This window comes from Caulobacter flavus (assembly GCF_003722335.1).
GTDB classification, from domain to species: domain Bacteria; phylum Pseudomonadota; class Alphaproteobacteria; order Caulobacterales; family Caulobacteraceae; genus Caulobacter; species Caulobacter flavus.
In genome coordinates, this window is the sequence record NZ_CP026100.1 from 461,804 (window position 1) to 477,531 (window position 15,728).

The window sequence follows — 15,728 nt, forward strand, 5'->3', positions numbered from 1 at the left end:
AGTTGCGTTTTCTACTGGACACATCTTCGCGTTGAGGCTCCCATCCTCGGCGGATGTCGGGGGGCGCCATCTTGCTGAAGATCACGACCGGCCAGCTCTCCGGACTGAGCGACGCCAAGCTCCAGAAGCTGGCTCCGCGGGTCGACGCCTGGCTGGCCGACGCCTGGCCCGAATGGCGGCGCTATGACCCCGACGCTCGCCTGGCCGAGCTGCGGGAGATCCTGGCCCTGGCCGCGCGCTCGGGCATGGCGATGGAAACGGACTACGCGCTGTTCGCCTGGGTGCTGCTGAACAGCGACACGCCCTGGCGCATGCTCGTCCGTCGCGGATCCGTCGCCGAGGCGCTGGACGCCCCCGACTGGGCGCCGCAATCCAAGCTCGTTCACCTTCACGCGCTGGCCGGAGCGCCTGAATTTCCCGAGCCCGTCGCCTGATGACGGACGGCGCCAAATCCCAAAGCCTGACGAAGGCGGCTTCGTCCGCCTCGAAGGCCTCGATCAGTTCGGTCTTCGGACCGAACGACCAGGTCCTGATGTGCAAGGTCGGCGATCCGCCGGATCGGTCCTACGAACCTTGCGACATCGCCAGCCTCAAGCTCGATCTGGCCAAGGGCGCGGGCAACAAGGCCAGCGTGACCCTGAAGGGCCGGCGGCGGATGGAGCCCATCGCCCCCTCGGTCGCCAGCGACTACCAGGGCGCCCTCAAGACCCACGACCTGGTGCTGGAGGCCTTGGCGGACGTGCAGGCCGTCACGCACGCGCCGTCCGCCCGGCCGACCACGACGGAGGGCAGAAAGCCGCTCAGCGTCACGCTGACCGCGACGAACGGCCCCAGCCATACGCATCGACAGCCCAAACACCCCCGCACCCGCATTTCGGGAAGCGGCGTCTATACGGGCACAGATGGCGGCGCGCCCGCCAAGGCGGAGATCTTCTCCGCCGCCCCCGACTACGTCGGCGCGTCGATATTCGGTCCGATCTGGCCCTTCGGCGCCAGCCGCACGCGAACCTACGAGCTCGACGCCGGCAGTTGCGGCGTCACCGCCGGCGGAAAATCGACGACCAGCCTCGCCATGCTCCTGGCGGTCATGCCGGACGAGGAGTGGACCGTCTCGATGGGGATTCCCTCTCCCGTCTCCGGCAGCAGAAGCAAGGACGCCAATCGCCTGGGCGGCGCCAAGGGGCCCGACGGCAAGAAGGCGGTTCCGATCGTCACCACCGCCGTCTCCACGCGGGGCGGCCTGGAGACCACGCAAACCCTATCGCGCTACGGCGCGTCCGACTTCAGCACCTCGTACGGCCTGCGGCAGGTCAAGGCGCGCGGCCTGATTGCGACGGAGACGAAGCTGACCGAGACGGACGCGACCTTCGGCGTCCCCAGCTTCGCGGCTGAGGAAGACAGGGAGGTCCGGTCGTTCAAGATCGAGCGCAAGTCGGGCGGCCAGACGACCAGCTTCGACGCCAGCGGGATCATCAACAAGCTCCGCAAGGTCGAACGCTTCGCCGATCTCTTCAAAAAGATCTTCTCGACGACGAAACTCGGCTGGTCGGTCAGCGCGTCCTACGCCTTCTTCGGCGGCCAGCTCGACTTCGCCTGGGGACGGCGGTGGCCGAAATCCTACGTGGAGGAGAACCGGGTCTACTACGTCGAGCGCTACGTCAGCCTGGGCGGCCGGTGCGATCTGTTCGACATCACCGTCGAAGGCAGCTGCGGGCTGGAACTGAAGGGCCTGGCGTTCGAAGCCACGGCGCTGGTCTATCTCAGCGTGAACGCCAAGCTGACCCTGTCGCCCCATGGCCAGGTCTCCTACACCAACCGGCTGCCGGCCAGCGCCGACGGCGGCCTGCGCATCGATTGCTCGGGAGAGATCAGCCCCGAATGCGGCGTGAAGGGCGGCGGCCGCGCCTTCGGCTACTCGCTGAACCTGCGCGCCGCACTGGTGACCAAACTCGAACTGGAGGCGACGGCCGCCGTCACGGTCCGGACGCCGCCCGAACTGAAGGCCAGCTGCAAGAGCGAGAAGATCAGGCTGGTGGGAGAGGTCGTGGTGCAGGGCCGGACGGCGAGCACCTACCAATTGGATCCCATGGTCCTCGTGGACGAGAAGACGTTGTTCGAGAACGAGAAGATCTGGTGAGCGCCGCCCAGGAACCCACGTTCGGCCTCGAGGTGGCGATCGGTTCGGCGGCGGCCGCCGAGGTCCTCATCAACGACGTGCTTCTGGCGAAGAAGGCCGCCGGCGATCCCGGGGCGCTATCGCTGGCGATCCAGTCCGACGTCATGCCCGGACGCAACATCGTGGAGGTTCTGGTCGGGACCGCGACCACGGGGCCTAGGGCGGCCGCCGCCATATTGCCCGCCGGGCCGAGCGACCTCTTCGTCACCCTGCGGCTGCAACTGGACCGGGTGAGCGGCGAGGGACCGCGGTTCGAGATCGCGACGGAAGACCTGGCCGAGGAAGACTGGCGGCCGGCCGCGACCGGCCAGCCCGTCGCCCTGCCCCATCGCATGGTCCTGGCGTTCGACGCCCCAGCCGAGACGCCGGCGCCGGCCTGGGCGGCCGGCGAGATCATGAGACAAGCCGAAATCCTCAACCCGGTGATGGCGGAGCTCGACAGACTTCACACGCTGCTGGAGCGGCGCGACGTGGAAGGCTTCACCAGTGCGATGCTCGCCAGGTACGCCGATGTCGCCCGCGCCTATCCCTTGCGCGGCACGCCGAGGCGACTGCGCGAGGAGGATGCGGCCGAGCTTGGCCAGATCGTCGGTTCGCCGGGCTTCGCGATGCTGCCGATCGAGCACCACGATGTCAGGCTCAGGCTTTCCGCCGGCGGCCGGCTGGCGACCTGCGTCAGCCGGGACGGTCATCCGCTGCTCCGGGCCCGGATCGACGGACTTCCCGTTCCGATCGACATGCCCGTGCTGTTCAGCCTGATCGACGGCCGCCTGCAGGCGGTGCGATGACCTGGACCCCGCAGCTGGCGCTGCTGGCGCCAGCCCTCGGCGCGGCCCTGGCCTTCGTCGCGGCGGAATTCCTGTTCTGGCTGAAGGCGAAGCCGACGCCGGCGGTGATCGAGCGCGTCGTCACGACGGTCGAACGCAGCGATTCCGAGCTGGGCCCGCCAGGCGAACGCGTGCGCACCGGCCTCAGGGTCACGGTTCGCCTCGACGCCGGCGAGGCGGCGCGCGGCCCCGTCGTGCTGGACGTCGGCGACGACTTCCCCGCCGCCGTCGGCCAGCGCCTCACCGTGATGGCGCTGGATCCGAAACCCGCCTGGATCTTCTGGTCCGCCATGGTGCGGCGCGGGGATATCGGCCGTCCGGTCTTCAGGCTGGCGATGGGACTGGCGCTCGTCGTCGCGCTGGTCGCTTCGGGCTTGCCGATCCTCAGGGCGGCGCTTTCGCCATAGGCGGTCCGGACGCCCGCCGGTCCGCGCAGACCCTCCCGAAAATTCCGGGTTGCCGGGGCGGAGGGTTTGGCCTTAGCGCTGCGGGATGACCGTCTCCGTGCTCTTCGTCTGCCTGGGCAACATCTGTCGCTCGCCGCTGGCCGAGGCCGCCTTCCGGCTGGAGGCCAAGCGGCTGGGGCTGGGCGTGGTCGTGGATTCCGCCGGCACCGGCAGCTGGCACGCGGGCGATCCGCCGGACCGGCGGGCGCAGGCGACGGCGCGGCGGCACGGGGTGGAGATCGGTCACTACGCCGCGCGGCAGGTGACGGCCGCCGACTTCGAGCGCTTCGACCACGTGGTGGCGCTGGATCTGGACAACCTGCGCAATCTCAAGCGCCTCGCGCCAGCGGGCGGCCGGGCCCGGCTGAGCCTGCTGCTCGACCATGTCGAGGGGCGCGCCGGCCAGGCGGTGGCCGATCCGTACTACGGCGACGACGGCGGGTTCGAGATCTCCTGGGCCGACGCCGTGGCCGGGGCGCGGGGGCTGGCGGCGAAGCTAAAGCCCTCTTCGTAACGGGAGGGGACGTCTGCTTCAGCGGAAGCTGAGAACGTCCCCCCTCCGGCGCTTCGCGCCACCTCCCCCAGAGGAGGAGGATCTTGTGTTCCTACCCCAGGTGCGCGCGGATCAGGCTGCGCGCGGCGCGGGCGACCGAGCGGGCGGGGCCGTCGGCGCCGAGGGTGACGCGGGCGGTGTAGGAGCCCTCCATCAGCAGCATCAGGGCGTCGGCCAGTTCGGTGTCGCTGGCGCCGGCGCGGCTGCACAGGTCGATCAGCCGGGCGTGCAGCGAGCGCTTGTAGTTCACCGACACCTGCTGGGCCGGATGGTTCTCCTCGTGCAGCTCGATGGCGGCGTTGGCCAGCGGGCAGCCGTGGACGTTCATGTCGCAGGCCTTGGTCTCGAAGGCGTCGAAGATCGCCTCCAGCTGGGCGCGCGGATCGGTGCAGCAGCAGGCCGTCACCCCGTCCCACCAGGCCCAGTACTCGCGCTCCTGCTCGCGCAGGACCTCGGCGACCAGCTCGTCCTTGGACGGGAAGTTCCGGTACAGGGTCATCTTGGTGGCCTCGGCCTCGGCCGCGATGGCCTCGACGCCGACGGCCCGGATGCCGTGCTGGTAGAAGAGCTCGCGGGCCGTCTCGAAGATCCGGTCGCGGGCGGGTCTCTTGGACGCCGGCGGCCCGTCCGGCGCGCACGCCGTCCCGGCTCCCAGCTCCCCCGAGCCGACCTCCCCAGATTTTCTCGCAGCCATTTTCGCAGCACCTCGCCTTGACGTGAGAGTTACCGGTCAGTATCTCTCCGCCATGGAGAGATACCGAACGGTATCGTCACATCCTAAATCGTAATTCCGCCGAGCCAAGTCAAGCAACAGACCCTGCGACATTTCTCCCCCTCTTACCCCCGGAACGGAGCGCAAGCCATGCCGAACGCGAGCGACATTCAAGCCGCCCCCGAGGCGACGAAGGCCTGCCTCTCCACGGGGTGGGTCGCCAGCGCGGCCCGCCACGGCCGCTCGATCCGACGCTGGATCGACAAGGCCACCGCGCCCAAGCCCCGCTCCCGGTCGTCGCGGCCCTACCGCCCGCCGACCTGGGAATAGTCCGAGCGTCCCCCTCCCCGTCCGCTCACCTCCCCGAGCGTCTCTTTCGACAGGTCTCCCGATGCGCCAAGCCATCAACACCTTCGCCGGCCTCGCCGCGCTGGCGGTCCTCACCGCCTGCAGCGCCCAGGCCAAGCCCGAACAGGGCCCCGCCCCCGCCGTCCAGGTCACCGTCGCCGACGTGGCCTTCAAGTCGCTGCGCCAGTGGGACGACTTCACCGGCCGCCTCGAAGCGGTCGACACCGTCGACATCAGGCCCAGGGTCGGCGGCTATGTGAACAGCGTGCGCTTCTCCGAAGGCGCCTATGTCCGCAAGGGCCAGGTGCTGTTCGAGATCGACCCGCGCCCGTTCCAGGCCGAGGCCGCCCGCGCCGGCGCCGAGGTGGCCCGCGCCAAGGCCGGCCTCGATCTCGCCGTCGTCAACCGCGAGCGCGGCCAGCGACTGATCGACCAGAACGCCCTGGCCCGCAGCGAATTCGACCGCCTGGCCTCGGAAGAAAAGGCCGCCCAGGCCAATCTCGCCGCCGCCCAGGCCGCCCTGCAGACCGCCCGCCTGAACCTGGAATGGACCCGCGTGGTCTCGCCGATCGACGGCCGCGTCTCCAAGGCCCGCATCACCCGCGGCAACCTTGTCACCCAGGCCGACATGCTGACGACGGTGGTTTCCGACGCGCCGATCTATGCCGCCTTCAGCGCCGACGAGCAGACCTTCCTGAAGTACGCGGCCGCAGAGCGCGGCAAGGAAAGCCCGGTCTATATGGGCCTGATGACCGAGGACGGCTATCCGCACGAGGGCAAGCTGTCGTTCATCGACAACGCCCTGGACGCCAAGAGCGGCACGATCAGCGGCCGGGCGATCTTCGCCAACGCCGACGGCAAGTTCACCCCGGGCCTGTTCGCCCGCATCCGCCTGGTCAGCGCCGCCGCCCAGACGGTGGCTCTTGCGCCCGACCGCGCCGTCGCGACCGACCTGGGCAAGCGCTACGTCATCGTCGTCGGGGCCGACAACAAGGCCCAGTACCGCCCGGTCGAGGTGGGTCCGCTGGCCGGCAACCTGCGGGTCATCCGCCAGGGCCTGAAGCCCGGCGACCGGGTGATCGTCGGCGGCCTGCAGAAGGTCAAGCCGGGCGACGCCGTGTCGCCCGTGGCGGTGAAGACCGAGGCCGCCGATCTGGGCCAGCTTGAAGTCGGCCCGCGCAAGGTGGCCGCCGTCGCGACCGCCACGAGCCAGAACTGATCTTCCTCCCTTCCCCCTCGATGGGGGAAGGGCCGGGGATGGGGGTGACAGCGCGTCAGAACAAGGCGCCAGCCCCACCGCCGCAGACACCCCCCGCCCCTGCCCCTCCCCCATCAAGGGGGAGGGGGTCTCCAAACTCGTCCCTCCCCTCTCCGGACGCTCCCCATGAATTTCGCAAAATTCTTCGTCGGACGACCGCGGTTCGCCGCCGTGCTGTCCATCGTCATCTTCATCGCGGGGCTGGTGGCCCTGCCCAACCTGCCGATCAGCGAGTACCCCGAGGTGGTGCCGCCGACCGTCGTGGTCCGCGCGGCCTATCCCGGCGCCAACCCGTCGGTGATCGGCGAGACCGTGGCCGCGCCGCTGGAGCAGGCCATCAACGGCGTCGAGGGGATGATCTACCAGTCGTCCCAGTCGGCCTCGGACGGGGCCATGATCCTGACCGTGACCTTCGCGCTGGGCACCGACCTGGATAAGGCCCAGGTGCAGGTGCAGAACCGCGTCGCCCAAGCCCTGCCCAAGCTGCCCCAGGAGGTGCAGCGCATCGGCGTGACCACCAACAAGGCCTCGCCCGACCTGACCCTGGTCGTGCACATGATCTCGCCCAACAACCGCTACGACATGCTCTATCTCAGCAACTACGCGCAGCTGAACGTGCGCGACCGGCTGAAGCGCATCGACGGCGTGGGCGACGTGCAGATCTTCGGCGCCGGCGCCTACTCCATGCGGGTGTGGCTTGATCCGGAGAAGGTCGCGGCCCTGGGCATGACCGCCGGCGACGTGGTGCGGGCCCTGCGCGAGCAGAACGTCCAGGTGGCCGCCGGCCAGCTGGGCGCGCCGCCCAACGCCGGCTCGGGCGCCGACTTCCAGCTGTCGATCAACGCCCCCGGGCGCCTGACCGACGAGGACCAGTTCCGCAACGTCATCATCCGCTCGGGCGCCGACGGCCAGATCACCCGCCTGGGCGACGTGGCCCGCGTCGAACTGGGCGCCAACAACTACGCCCTGCGCTCCCTGCTGGACAACAAGTCGGCCGTCGCCGTGCCGATCTTCCAGCGCCCCGGCTCCAACGCCCTGGAGATGGCGGCCGAGGTCAAGAAGACCATGAAGGAGCTGAAGAAGGACTTCCCCGAGGGGGTCGACTACGAAATCATCTACGACACCACCGCCTTCGTGCAGGAAAGCATCGACTCGGTGGTCCACACCCTGATCGAGGCCATCATCCTGGTGGTCATCGTGGTGGTGATCTTCCTGCAGGGCTGGCGCGCTTCGGTGATCCCGCTGCTGGCCGTGCCGGTTTCGCTGATCGGCACCTTCGCGATCATGCTGCTGCTGGGCTTCGGCCTCAACGCGCTGACCCTGTTCGGCCTGGTGCTGGCCATCGGCATCGTCGTCGACGACGCCATCGTCGTGGTCGAGAACGTCGAGCGGCACATCGAGAACGGCCTCTCGCCGCCCGAGGCCACCCGCAAGGCGATGAGCGAGGTCACCGGCCCGATCATCGCCGTGGCCCTGGTGCTGTGCGCGGTGTTCATCCCCACGGCCTTCATCACCGGCCTGTCGGGCCAATTCTACCGCCAGTTCGCCCTGACGATCGCCATCTCGACGATCATCTCGGCCATCAACTCCCTGACCCTGTCGCCGGCCCTGGCCGCCGTGCTCCTGAAGTCGCACCACGCGCCCAAGGACCGCTTCCAGAAGCTGATCGACCGCCTGCTGGGCTGGCTGTTCACGCCGTTCAACAAGGTCTTCCACCGCGCCTCGAACGGCTATGTCCGCGGCGTGAAGGCGACCCTGGGCCGCTCGACCGCCTCGCTGTTCGTCTATGGCGGTCTGCTGCTGCTGACGGCGCTGGCCTTCGCCCGCACCCCGTCCGGCTTCGTGCCGCAGCAGGACAAGGCCTATGTGGTCGCCGTCGTGCAGTTGCCCGACGCCGCCTCGCTGGACCGCACCGAGGCCGTGATCAAGCAGATGGGCGACATCGCCATGAAGACCCCGGGCATCGAGCACTCGGTGGCCTTCCCCGGCCTGTCGGCCAACGGCTTCATCAACAGCCCCAACGCCGGCGCGGTGTTCTTCCCGCTCAGCGACTTCAAGGACCGCCGGAGCAAGGACCTCTCGGCCGGCGCCATCGTCGGCCAGCTGAACCAGAAGTTCGCCGCCATCCCCGACGCCCAGATCGCGGTCTTCCCGCCGCCGTCCGTGCAGGGGCTGGGCACCATCGGCGGCTTCCGCATGCAGATCGTCGACAAGGCCGGCCTCGGCTCGGACGAGCTGTACAAGCAGACCCAGGCGATCATCGCCAAGGCGCAGAAGGATCCGGCCCTGGCCGGCGTGTTCTCCAGCTACCAGGTGAGCGTCCCGAAGATCCAGGCCGACATCGATCGTGAGAAGGCCCGGGCCCAGGGCGTGTCGCTAACCGACCTGTTCGAGACCCTGCAGGTCTATCTGGGCTCGCTGTACGTCAACGACTTCAACCGCTTCGGGCGGACCTACGAGGTCAACGTGCAGGCCGACCAGGACTTCCGCCTGCAGCCCGAGCAGATGCTGCGCCTGCAGACCCGCAACGGCGACGGCCAGATGATCCCGCTGGGCGCCTTCGTCAGCTTCAAGGAGGCCACCGGTCCCGACCGCGAGATGCACTACAACGGCATGCTGACCGCCGAGATCAACGGCGGCCCGGCGCCCGGCTTCTCGACCGGCCAGGCCCAGGCCGCGCTGGAGAAGATCGCCGCCGAGGAACTGCCCAATGGCATCGGCTTCGAATGGACAGAGCTGACCTACCAGCAGATCCTGGCCGGCAACACGGCGATCTACATCTTCCCGCTGTGCGTGCTGCTGGCCTTCCTCGTGCTGGTCGCCCAGTACGAAAGCTGGAGCCTGCCGCTGGTGGTGATCCTGATCGTTCCGATGACCCTGCTGTCGGCCCTGGTCGGCGTGCTGGTCACCGGCGGCGACAACAACATCTTCACCCAGATCGGCCTGATCGTGCTGGTGGGGCTGGCGTGCAAGAACGCCATCCTGATCGTCGAGTTCGCCCGCGAACGCGAGATCGAGGGCGACACGCCGCTGCAGGCGGTGCTGGAAGCCTGCCGCCTGCGCCTGCGCCCCATCCTGATGACCTCGATCGCCTTCATCATGGGCGTCTGGCCGCTGGTGGTGTCGCACGGGGCCGGGGCCGAGATGCGCCGGGCCATGGGCGTGGCGGTGTTCTCCGGCATGCTGGGCGTCACCGTCTTCGGCCTGATCCTGACGCCGGTGTTCTACTACGTCATCCGCCGGCTCTCGGGCCGCAAGTCGCTGGCGACCGTCAAGACGGAGCCGGCGGTGGAGGCGCAGGCGCACTGACGAGAACCTTTCCCCTCCCCCTCGATGGGGGAGGGGCCAGGGGTGGGGGTGAAGCGGCGTCGGCCGCGCTCCTACTCCCACCTCAGCACCACCCCCATCCCCGCCCCTTCCCCCATCGAAGGGGGAAGGGAGACTTCCCGAGGTCCCCATGACCCTTCTTCGCTCAGCCCTGATCGCCGGCGCCTCGCTGCTGGCCACGGCCTGCGCCGTCGGCCCGACCTACAAGGCCCCGGCCCCCGCCCCCGTCGCCCTCCAGAACGCCACGCCCGCCGTCTCCACCGCCGCCAATCCCGAGGCGCAGTGGTGGAAGGCGTTCGGCGACCCGACGCTGGACGCTCTCGTGTCCCAGGCCCTGGCCGCCAATCTCGACCTCAAGGTCGCCGTGGCCCGCGTCGACGAGGCCCGCGCCCTGTTCAAGGACGCGCGCCTGGACCAACTTCCGCGCGTCACCGCCTCGGGCGGCTACACCGACACCAAGCAGCAGCAGCCCGGCTTCTCCGACCAGCGGGTCGAGGTCGAAAGCTATCGCGCCGGCCTGGACGCCGCCTGGGAGATCGACCTCTTCGGCCGCGTCCGCCGGGGCGTGCAGGCCGCCAGCGCCGAAGCCGGGGCCGCCCAGGCCGACCTGCGCGACGTGCAGGTGAGCGTCGCCGCCGAAGTCGCCCGCAACTACCTGGAACTGCGCGGCGCCCAGGCCCGCCTGGCGGTGGCCCGCCGCAACCTCGAGACCCAGCGCGACACCCTGCGCCTGACCCGCGTGCGGTTCGAGGCCGGGGCCGGCGGGGCGATCGACGTGGCCAGCGCAGAGGCCCGCCTCAACGCCACCGAAGGCACGATCCCAGACCTCGTCACCGCCGCCACCCGCGCCAGCTATCGCCTGGCGGTGCTGACCGGCCAGCGGCCCGGCGCGCTGGACGCCCAGCTGGCCCCGCGCGCCGAGGAGCCGGCCCCGCTGGTCGCCGCCCTGCCGATCGGCGAGGCGTCCGACTTCCTGCGCCGCCGCCCCGACGTGCAGGCGGCCGAACGGCGCCTGGCCGCCCAGACCGCCAAGGTCGGGGTGGCCACGGCCGACCTCTTCCCGCGCGTCCGGGTCACCGGCTTCGTCGGCTTCCTGTCGGGCACGTCGTCGGGCTTCGGAAACAGCGTCAGCCAGGCCTGGTCGGTCGCCCCGGCGGTCAGCTGGCCCGCCCTCGACCTCGGTGGCGCCCGCGCGCGGCTGAAGGCGGCGGAAGCCCGCAACGACGCGGCCCTGGCGGCCTACGACCAGACGGTGCTGGCGGCGATCGAGGACCTGGAGACGGCGCTGGTCTCCTACGCCCAGCGCCAGGCCCGGCTGAAGAGCCTGGCCGACCAGGCCGCCGCCTCCCGCCGCGCCGCCGAACTGGCCCGAATCCAGTACAAGGAAGGCGGCATCGACTTCCTCGTCCTGCTCGACGCCGAACGCACCCTGCTGGCGGCGGAAGACTCGCTGACCGTCGCCGAGACGGGCGTCAACACCGACGTGGTGGCGATCTACAAGGCGCTCGGCGGCGGCTGGAGCTGAGGTCCGGAAGGGAGACCCTCTCCCAGAGGGAGAGGGAGGGGCCCATGCGCAGCATGGGAGGGTGGGGGGTTTCGACGCTTCAGGTTGGCCCGCCCAAGCCAATCGGGATAGGCCTTACCCCCTCACCCTCCCACGCCTTCGGCGCGGGCCCCTCCCTCTCCCCATGGGAGAGGTTTCCATCGGTTAGGATCCCCCGCCCATGGCCGCCGCCGACGCCTATGTCTACCACCCCCGCGACGGCCACGGCCTGGCCCACGACCCGTTCAATTCCATCGTCGGCCCGCGCCCGATCGGCTGGATCTCGAGCGTCGACGCCGCCGGGCGGCGCAACCTGGCGCCCTACAGCTTCTTCAACGCCTTCAACTACACCCCGCCGATCGTCGGCTTCGCCTCGACCGGTTGGAAGGACACCATCGCCAACGTCCAGGCCACGGGCGTGTTCTGCTGGAACCTGGCCACGCGCGAGTTGGCCCAGGCGATGAACATGACCTCCGCCCCTGCCGAGCACGGCCGTGACGAGTTCGAACTGGCCGGCCTGACGCCGGCGCCAAGCAGCCTGATCGCCGCGCCGCGCGTGCTGGAAAGCCCCGTGAACTTCGAATGCCGCGTCACCCAGTCGTTCCAGCTGACCACGGCGGCCGGCGAGGCGGTCGAGACCTGGATGACCTTCGGCGAGGTCGTCGCCGTCCACATCGATCGCCGCCTGATCCGCGAGGACCGCGTCTACGACGCCCCCGCCGGACGCCCGATCCTGCGCTGGGGCGGCCGGGGCGACTACATCGCCGTCGAGCCGGCGGCGATGTTCGAGATCTTCCGCCCAACCAAGACCGACATTCCAGCGGCCTGAACGGGCCCCAAACAAAAAGCCCTCCCGAACCATCGGCTCGGGAGGGCTTCGAGTGCTTCTGGTCGCCGGTCAGACGTCGACTTCGGCGTCCAGGGCGTTTTCCTGGATGAACTCGCGGCGCGGCTCGACCAGGTCGCCCATCAGGCGGCTGAACATGTCGTCGGCGTCGTCGGCGTGGTTGACCTTGACCTGCAGCAGGGTGCGGGCGTCGACGTCCAGCGTGGTTTCCCACAGCTGGTCGGGGTTCATCTCGCCCAGGCCCTTGTAGCGCTGGATGGTCAGACCCTTGCGGCCGGCGTCGAGCACGGTCTGCACCAGGTCTAGCGGGCCACGGATGGTGCTCGACTTGTCCTTGCGGCGGAACACGGCCGGCTTGGCGAACACCTCGGCCAGCTTGACGCCGCGTTCGGCCAGGCGACGCGCGTCGGCGGCGTGCAGCAACACGTCGTCGAGCACGACGCGTTCCGACACGCCGCGGCGCACGCGGCTGAACACGAAGCCGGTGTCGCCACGCTCGCCCGACCACGGACCGTCGCCCTCCTCGTTGTAGAGGTCGAGGCGCGCGGCCGCCGCGGTCGCGTTGGGGCTCTCGCCCAGCAGGCCGGCCAGGGCCGCCTGCTCGATGGCGAAGGCCGGGGCGCGGGCCGCCAGGCGGTCGATATTGGCCTTGGCCGAGCGGGCCAGCTGCACCAGGGCCAGCAGGTCCTGGCCGATCAGGCGCTCGCCCGAGGCCAGGTCGAGCTCGGCGCCGTCGACGCCCTCGTCCACCAGGAAGGCGTCCATCTCGGCGTCGTCCTTGAGGTAGCGCGACGACTTGCCCTTGGCGGCTTTGTAGAGGGGCGGCTGGGCGATGTAGATGTAGCCGCGTTCGATCAGCTGCGGCATCTGCCGGTAGAAGAAGGTAAGCAGCAGGGTGCGGATGTGGGCGCCGTCGACGTCGGCGTCGGTCATCAGCACGATCTTGTGGTAGCGCACCTTGTCCGGGTTGAAGTCGTCACGGCCGATGCCGGCGCCCAGCGCCGTGATCAGCGTGCCGATCTGGTCGGACGACAGCATCTTGTCGAAGCGCGCCCGCTCGACGTTCAGGATCTTGCCGCGCAGCGGCAGGACGGCCTGGTTGTCGCGGTTGCGGGCCTGCTTGGCGCTGCCGCCGGCCGAGTCACCCTCGACGATGAAGATTTCGGACTTGGCCGGGTCGCGTTCCGAGCAGTCGGCCAGCTTGCCGGGCAGGCTGGTGATGTCGAGCGCGCTCTTGCGGCGGGTCAGTTCGCGCGCCTTGCGGGCGGCTTCGCGGGCCGCGGCGGCCTCGGCGATCTTGCTGACGATCTGCTTGGCTTCGTTCGGGTGTTCCTCGAACCAGGTCGACAGGCCCTCGGCGACCATGCTTTCCACGGCCGGGCGCACTTCCGACGAGACCAGCTTGTCCTTGGTCTGCGAGCTGAACTTGGGGTCCGGCACCTTGACCGACAGCACGCAGGTCAGGCCTTCGCGGCTGTCTTCGCCGCCCAGGTTGACCTTTTCCTTCTTCAGGATGCCCGAGCTCTCGGCGTAGCTGGTGATCACCCGGGTCAGGGCGCCGCGGAAGGCCGAAAGGTGCGTGCCGCCATCCCGCTGCGGAATGTTGTTGGTGAAGCACAGCATGTGCTCGTGGTAGCTGTCGTTCCACCACATGGCGAGATCGAGCTCGACCTTGTCCTTGCGGCCGCGCACTGTGATCGGCGCCTTGAGCAGCGGGGTCTTGGCCTTGTCGAGGTGGCGCACGAAGGCCTCGATGCCGCCCTCGAAATAGAGCTTCTCTTCCCACGGCTCGGCGTCGCGGTTGTCCTTGAACCAGATCGTGACGCCCGAGTTCAGGAACGCCAGCTCGCGCAGGCGGTGCTCCAGGGTCTTCCGGTCGAATTCGATGAAGGCGAAGGTGTCCTTCGACGGGAAGAAGGTCACTTCGGTGCCGGTCAGCACCTCGCCGGCCTTGGGGCCGTCCTCGCGCACCGGCGAGACGCCGGTTTCCTTCAGCGAGGTCACCGCGTCGCCGCGCTCGAAGCGCATCTGGTGGACCTTGCCGTTGCGGTGGATCAGCAGCTCCAGCCAGTCCGACAGCGCGTTGACGACCGAGACGCCCACGCCGTGCAGGCCGCCCGAGACCTTGTAGCTGTTCTGGTCGAACTTACCGCCGGCGTGCAGCTGGGTCATGATGACCTCGGCCGCCGAGACCCCTTCGCCCTCGTGGATGTCGGTGGGGATGCCGCGCCCGTCGTCGGTGACCGTCACCGAGCCGTCGGCGTTGAGGATCACCTGGACCTTGGTGGCGTGGCCGGCCAGGGCTTCGTCGATGGCGTTGTCCACCACCTCGTAGACCATGTGGTGCAGGCCCGAGCCGTCGTCGGTGTCGCCGATGTACATGCCGGGACGCTTGCGCACCGCGTCGAGGCCCTTGAGGACCTTGATCGAGTCCGCGCCGTATTCGCCGGCGACGGCTTCTTCGGGAGCTTCGGGAACTTGGCCTTCGGTATTCTCGGTCATTCGTCTTCCAGAGCCGTAAACTCAAGGGGGGTCAGGCCGGCCTCGCTGACGCGCACGCCCAACGCCCGACCCTTGAGGTGGTCGAACAGCGACTCGTCCGTGCCGGTGAGGAAGGCCTGGAGCTTGAGCGCCGTGAGTTCATCGGCCAGAGCGGCTCGCCGGGTAAGGTCGAGATGCGCGGCGACTTCGTCGAGCAACACTATAGGATTCGGCGCGGATTCCGCACGCGAAAGTCTCGCCGCCTGGGCCAAAACCAGGTTCAAAATCAGCGCTTTTTGCTCTCCGGTGGAGCATTCCGAGGCCGGACGGTCCTTGTCGACGTGGAACACCGCCAGATCGCCCCGGTGCGGACCGGTCAAGGCCCTTCCCGCCGCCCCGTCGCGGGGCCTCGCGGCGGCCAGCGCGCTCGCCAGCTGAAGCTCGATCTCGGCCTCGTCGGCGCCGGTGAGGGCCATCTGCTCCCACGCTCCGGTGAGGGCTAGGCGCGCCTGCGGGAACGGCCGGTCGCCGCGTCCGTCGATCTCGGCCTGCAGGGCGGTGAGCGTCCGCGCCCGGGCGTGGGCCATCAGCGCCCCGGCCGCGGCAAGCCGCGCCTCCAGCACCGTCAGCCAGGCCGGATCGGCGGGCGCCCCGCCTTCGGCGGCGTCGGACAGCAGGCGCATGCGCTCGCGCTGGGCCTTGTCGTAGGCGTTGGCGTGGCTGGCGTGGGAGGGTTCCGCGGCGAACACCAGCCGGTCGAAGAACTTGCGGCGGTCGGAGGCGGCCTCGAGGAACAGGCGATCCTGAGCCGGGGTCAGCCACATAGGCCGCACGTGGTCGGCCAGGCGTCCCGGCGGCACGGTCTCACCCTCGATGCGGACGATGCGGCGCGCGGCGCCGGCCAATTCCGTGCCCGTGCCGACCTTCAGCAGCTCGCCGTCGGCCTGCTCGACTTCGGCGGCCACGGCCCAGGCCCGGCCGACGCTCTCGCCCGGCAGCCGGCGGCCCACCTCGGCTAGGCTCGACCCGCGCAGGCCCTTGCCCGGCGACAGCAGGCTGACGGCTTCCAGGAGGTTGGTCTTGCCCGCGCCGTTGGGTCCGAACAGGTAGACGCTGCGCCCGCCGACCTGAAGATCGGCGCGCTCGTAGGATCGGAAGTCGGTGAGCCGCAGGCGGGCGATGGTGGCGGACGCCATGGGCGTGTCTTTAA

13 protein-coding genes are annotated in these 15,728 nt (G+C 69.6%); 10 read left to right on the forward strand and 3 right to left on the reverse strand.

Annotated elements, in window-relative coordinates; translation table 11 throughout:
• Positions 1–71 precede the first annotated feature (71 nt).
• The 5 genes from C1707_RS02205 (at position 72) to C1707_RS02225 (ending at position 3,963) form a co-directional block, all read left to right on the forward strand.
• The gene (locus C1707_RS02205; protein WP_145998304.1) at positions 72–434 is read left to right on the forward strand and encodes a hypothetical protein; all 363 of its coding nucleotides are present in this window, start codon (positions 72–74) and stop codon (positions 432–434) included.
• A complete protein-coding gene (locus C1707_RS02210; protein WP_101711731.1) occupies positions 434–2,137 on the forward strand; it encodes a hypothetical protein in 1,704 nt (567 codons plus the stop codon). Before C1707_RS02205 ends, C1707_RS02210 begins: the two co-directional genes overlap by 1 nt.
• Positions 2,134–2,964 carry a hypothetical protein gene (locus C1707_RS02215; protein WP_101711730.1) on the forward strand — a complete coding sequence of 277 codons (831 nt, stop codon included), beginning with the start codon at positions 2,134–2,136 and terminating at the stop codon, positions 2,962–2,964. The genes C1707_RS02210 and C1707_RS02215 overlap by 4 nt, the downstream gene beginning before the upstream one ends.
• Positions 2,961–3,410 (forward strand): hypothetical protein, encoded by a 450-nt coding sequence (locus C1707_RS02220; RefSeq protein WP_101711729.1) that lies wholly within the window; start codon positions 2,961–2,963, stop codon positions 3,408–3,410. The genes C1707_RS02215 and C1707_RS02220 overlap by 4 nt, the downstream gene beginning before the upstream one ends.
• Positions 3,411–3,495: 85 nt before the next feature.
• A complete protein-coding gene (locus C1707_RS02225; RefSeq protein WP_101711728.1) occupies positions 3,496–3,963 on the forward strand; it encodes a low molecular weight protein-tyrosine-phosphatase in 468 nt (155 codons plus the stop codon).
• Positions 3,964–4,054: 91 nt separating this feature from the next.
• Here C1707_RS02225 and C1707_RS02230 read toward each other — a convergent pair whose 3' ends face one another.
• Entirely contained in the window at positions 4,055–4,696 is a 642-nt protein-coding gene (locus tag C1707_RS02230; RefSeq protein WP_101711727.1) for a TetR/AcrR family transcriptional regulator, read from the reverse strand.
• 168 nt (positions 4,697–4,864) lie between these two features.
• Here C1707_RS02230 and C1707_RS02235 point away from each other — a divergent pair, with 168 nt between their 5' ends.
• The 5 genes from C1707_RS02235 (at position 4,865) to C1707_RS02255 (ending at position 12,019) form a co-directional block, all read left to right on the forward strand.
• The gene (locus C1707_RS02235) at positions 4,865–5,044 is read left to right on the forward strand and encodes a hypothetical protein (RefSeq protein ID WP_101711726.1); all 180 of its coding nucleotides are present in this window, start codon (positions 4,865–4,867) and stop codon (positions 5,042–5,044) included.
• Positions 5,045–5,105: 61 nt separating this feature from the next.
• On the forward strand, positions 5,106–6,281 hold the full coding sequence (locus C1707_RS02240; RefSeq protein ID WP_101711725.1) for an efflux RND transporter periplasmic adaptor subunit: 1,176 nt from the start codon (positions 5,106–5,108) through the stop codon (positions 6,279–6,281).
• 165 nt (positions 6,282–6,446) lie between these two features.
• A complete protein-coding gene (locus C1707_RS02245) occupies positions 6,447–9,629 on the forward strand; it encodes an efflux RND transporter permease subunit (RefSeq protein ID WP_101711724.1) in 3,183 nt (1,060 codons plus the stop codon).
• A 148-nt stretch (positions 9,630–9,777) separates the two neighbouring features.
• A complete protein-coding gene (locus C1707_RS02250; RefSeq protein ID WP_101711723.1) occupies positions 9,778–11,172 on the forward strand; it encodes an efflux transporter outer membrane subunit in 1,395 nt (464 codons plus the stop codon).
• A 199-nt stretch (positions 11,173–11,371) separates the two neighbouring features.
• Positions 11,372–12,019 (forward strand): flavin reductase family protein, encoded by a 648-nt coding sequence (locus C1707_RS02255; RefSeq protein WP_101711722.1) that lies wholly within the window; start codon positions 11,372–11,374, stop codon positions 12,017–12,019.
• 69 nt (positions 12,020–12,088) lie between these two features.
• On the opposite strand, the gene gyrB is transcribed toward C1707_RS02255, so the two are convergent.
• Positions 12,089–14,539: a DNA topoisomerase (ATP-hydrolyzing) subunit B gene (gyrB, locus tag C1707_RS02260; protein WP_101711721.1), complete on the reverse strand. Its 2,451-nt coding sequence runs from the start codon at positions 14,537–14,539 to the stop codon at positions 12,089–12,091.
• Positions 14,536–15,714 (reverse strand): DNA replication/repair protein RecF, encoded by a 1,179-nt coding sequence (gene recF, locus C1707_RS02265; RefSeq protein ID WP_101711720.1) that lies wholly within the window; start codon positions 15,712–15,714, stop codon positions 14,536–14,538. The genes gyrB and recF overlap by 4 nt, the downstream gene beginning before the upstream one ends.
• Between the last annotated feature and the right edge of the window lie 14 nt (positions 15,715–15,728).

Coding starts and splice junctions, on each gene's coding strand:
- recF (WP_101711720.1), bottom strand. CDS start 15,714: ATGGCGTCCGCCACCATCGCCCGCCTGCGGCTCACCGACTTCCGATCC.
- C1707_RS02235 (WP_101711726.1), top strand. CDS start 4,865: ATGCCGAACGCGAGCGACATTCAAGCCGCCCCCGAGGCGACGAAGGCC.
- C1707_RS02230 (WP_101711727.1), bottom strand. CDS start 4,696: ATGGCTGCGAGAAAATCTGGGGAGGTCGGCTCGGGGGAGCTGGGAGCC.
- C1707_RS02220 (WP_101711729.1), top strand. CDS start 2,961: ATGACCTGGACCCCGCAGCTGGCGCTGCTGGCGCCAGCCCTCGGCGCG.
- C1707_RS02250 (WP_101711723.1), top strand. CDS start 9,778: ATGACCCTTCTTCGCTCAGCCCTGATCGCCGGCGCCTCGCTGCTGGCC.
- C1707_RS02255 (WP_101711722.1), top strand. CDS start 11,372: ATGGCCGCCGCCGACGCCTATGTCTACCACCCCCGCGACGGCCACGGC.
- C1707_RS02245 (WP_101711724.1), top strand. CDS start 6,447: ATGAATTTCGCAAAATTCTTCGTCGGACGACCGCGGTTCGCCGCCGTG.
- C1707_RS02210 (WP_101711731.1), top strand. CDS start 434: ATGACGGACGGCGCCAAATCCCAAAGCCTGACGAAGGCGGCTTCGTCC.
- C1707_RS02240 (WP_101711725.1), top strand. CDS start 5,106: ATGCGCCAAGCCATCAACACCTTCGCCGGCCTCGCCGCGCTGGCGGTC.
- C1707_RS02225 (WP_101711728.1), top strand. CDS start 3,496: ATGACCGTCTCCGTGCTCTTCGTCTGCCTGGGCAACATCTGTCGCTCG.
- gyrB (WP_101711721.1), bottom strand. CDS start 14,539: ATGACCGAGAATACCGAAGGCCAAGTTCCCGAAGCTCCCGAAGAAGCC.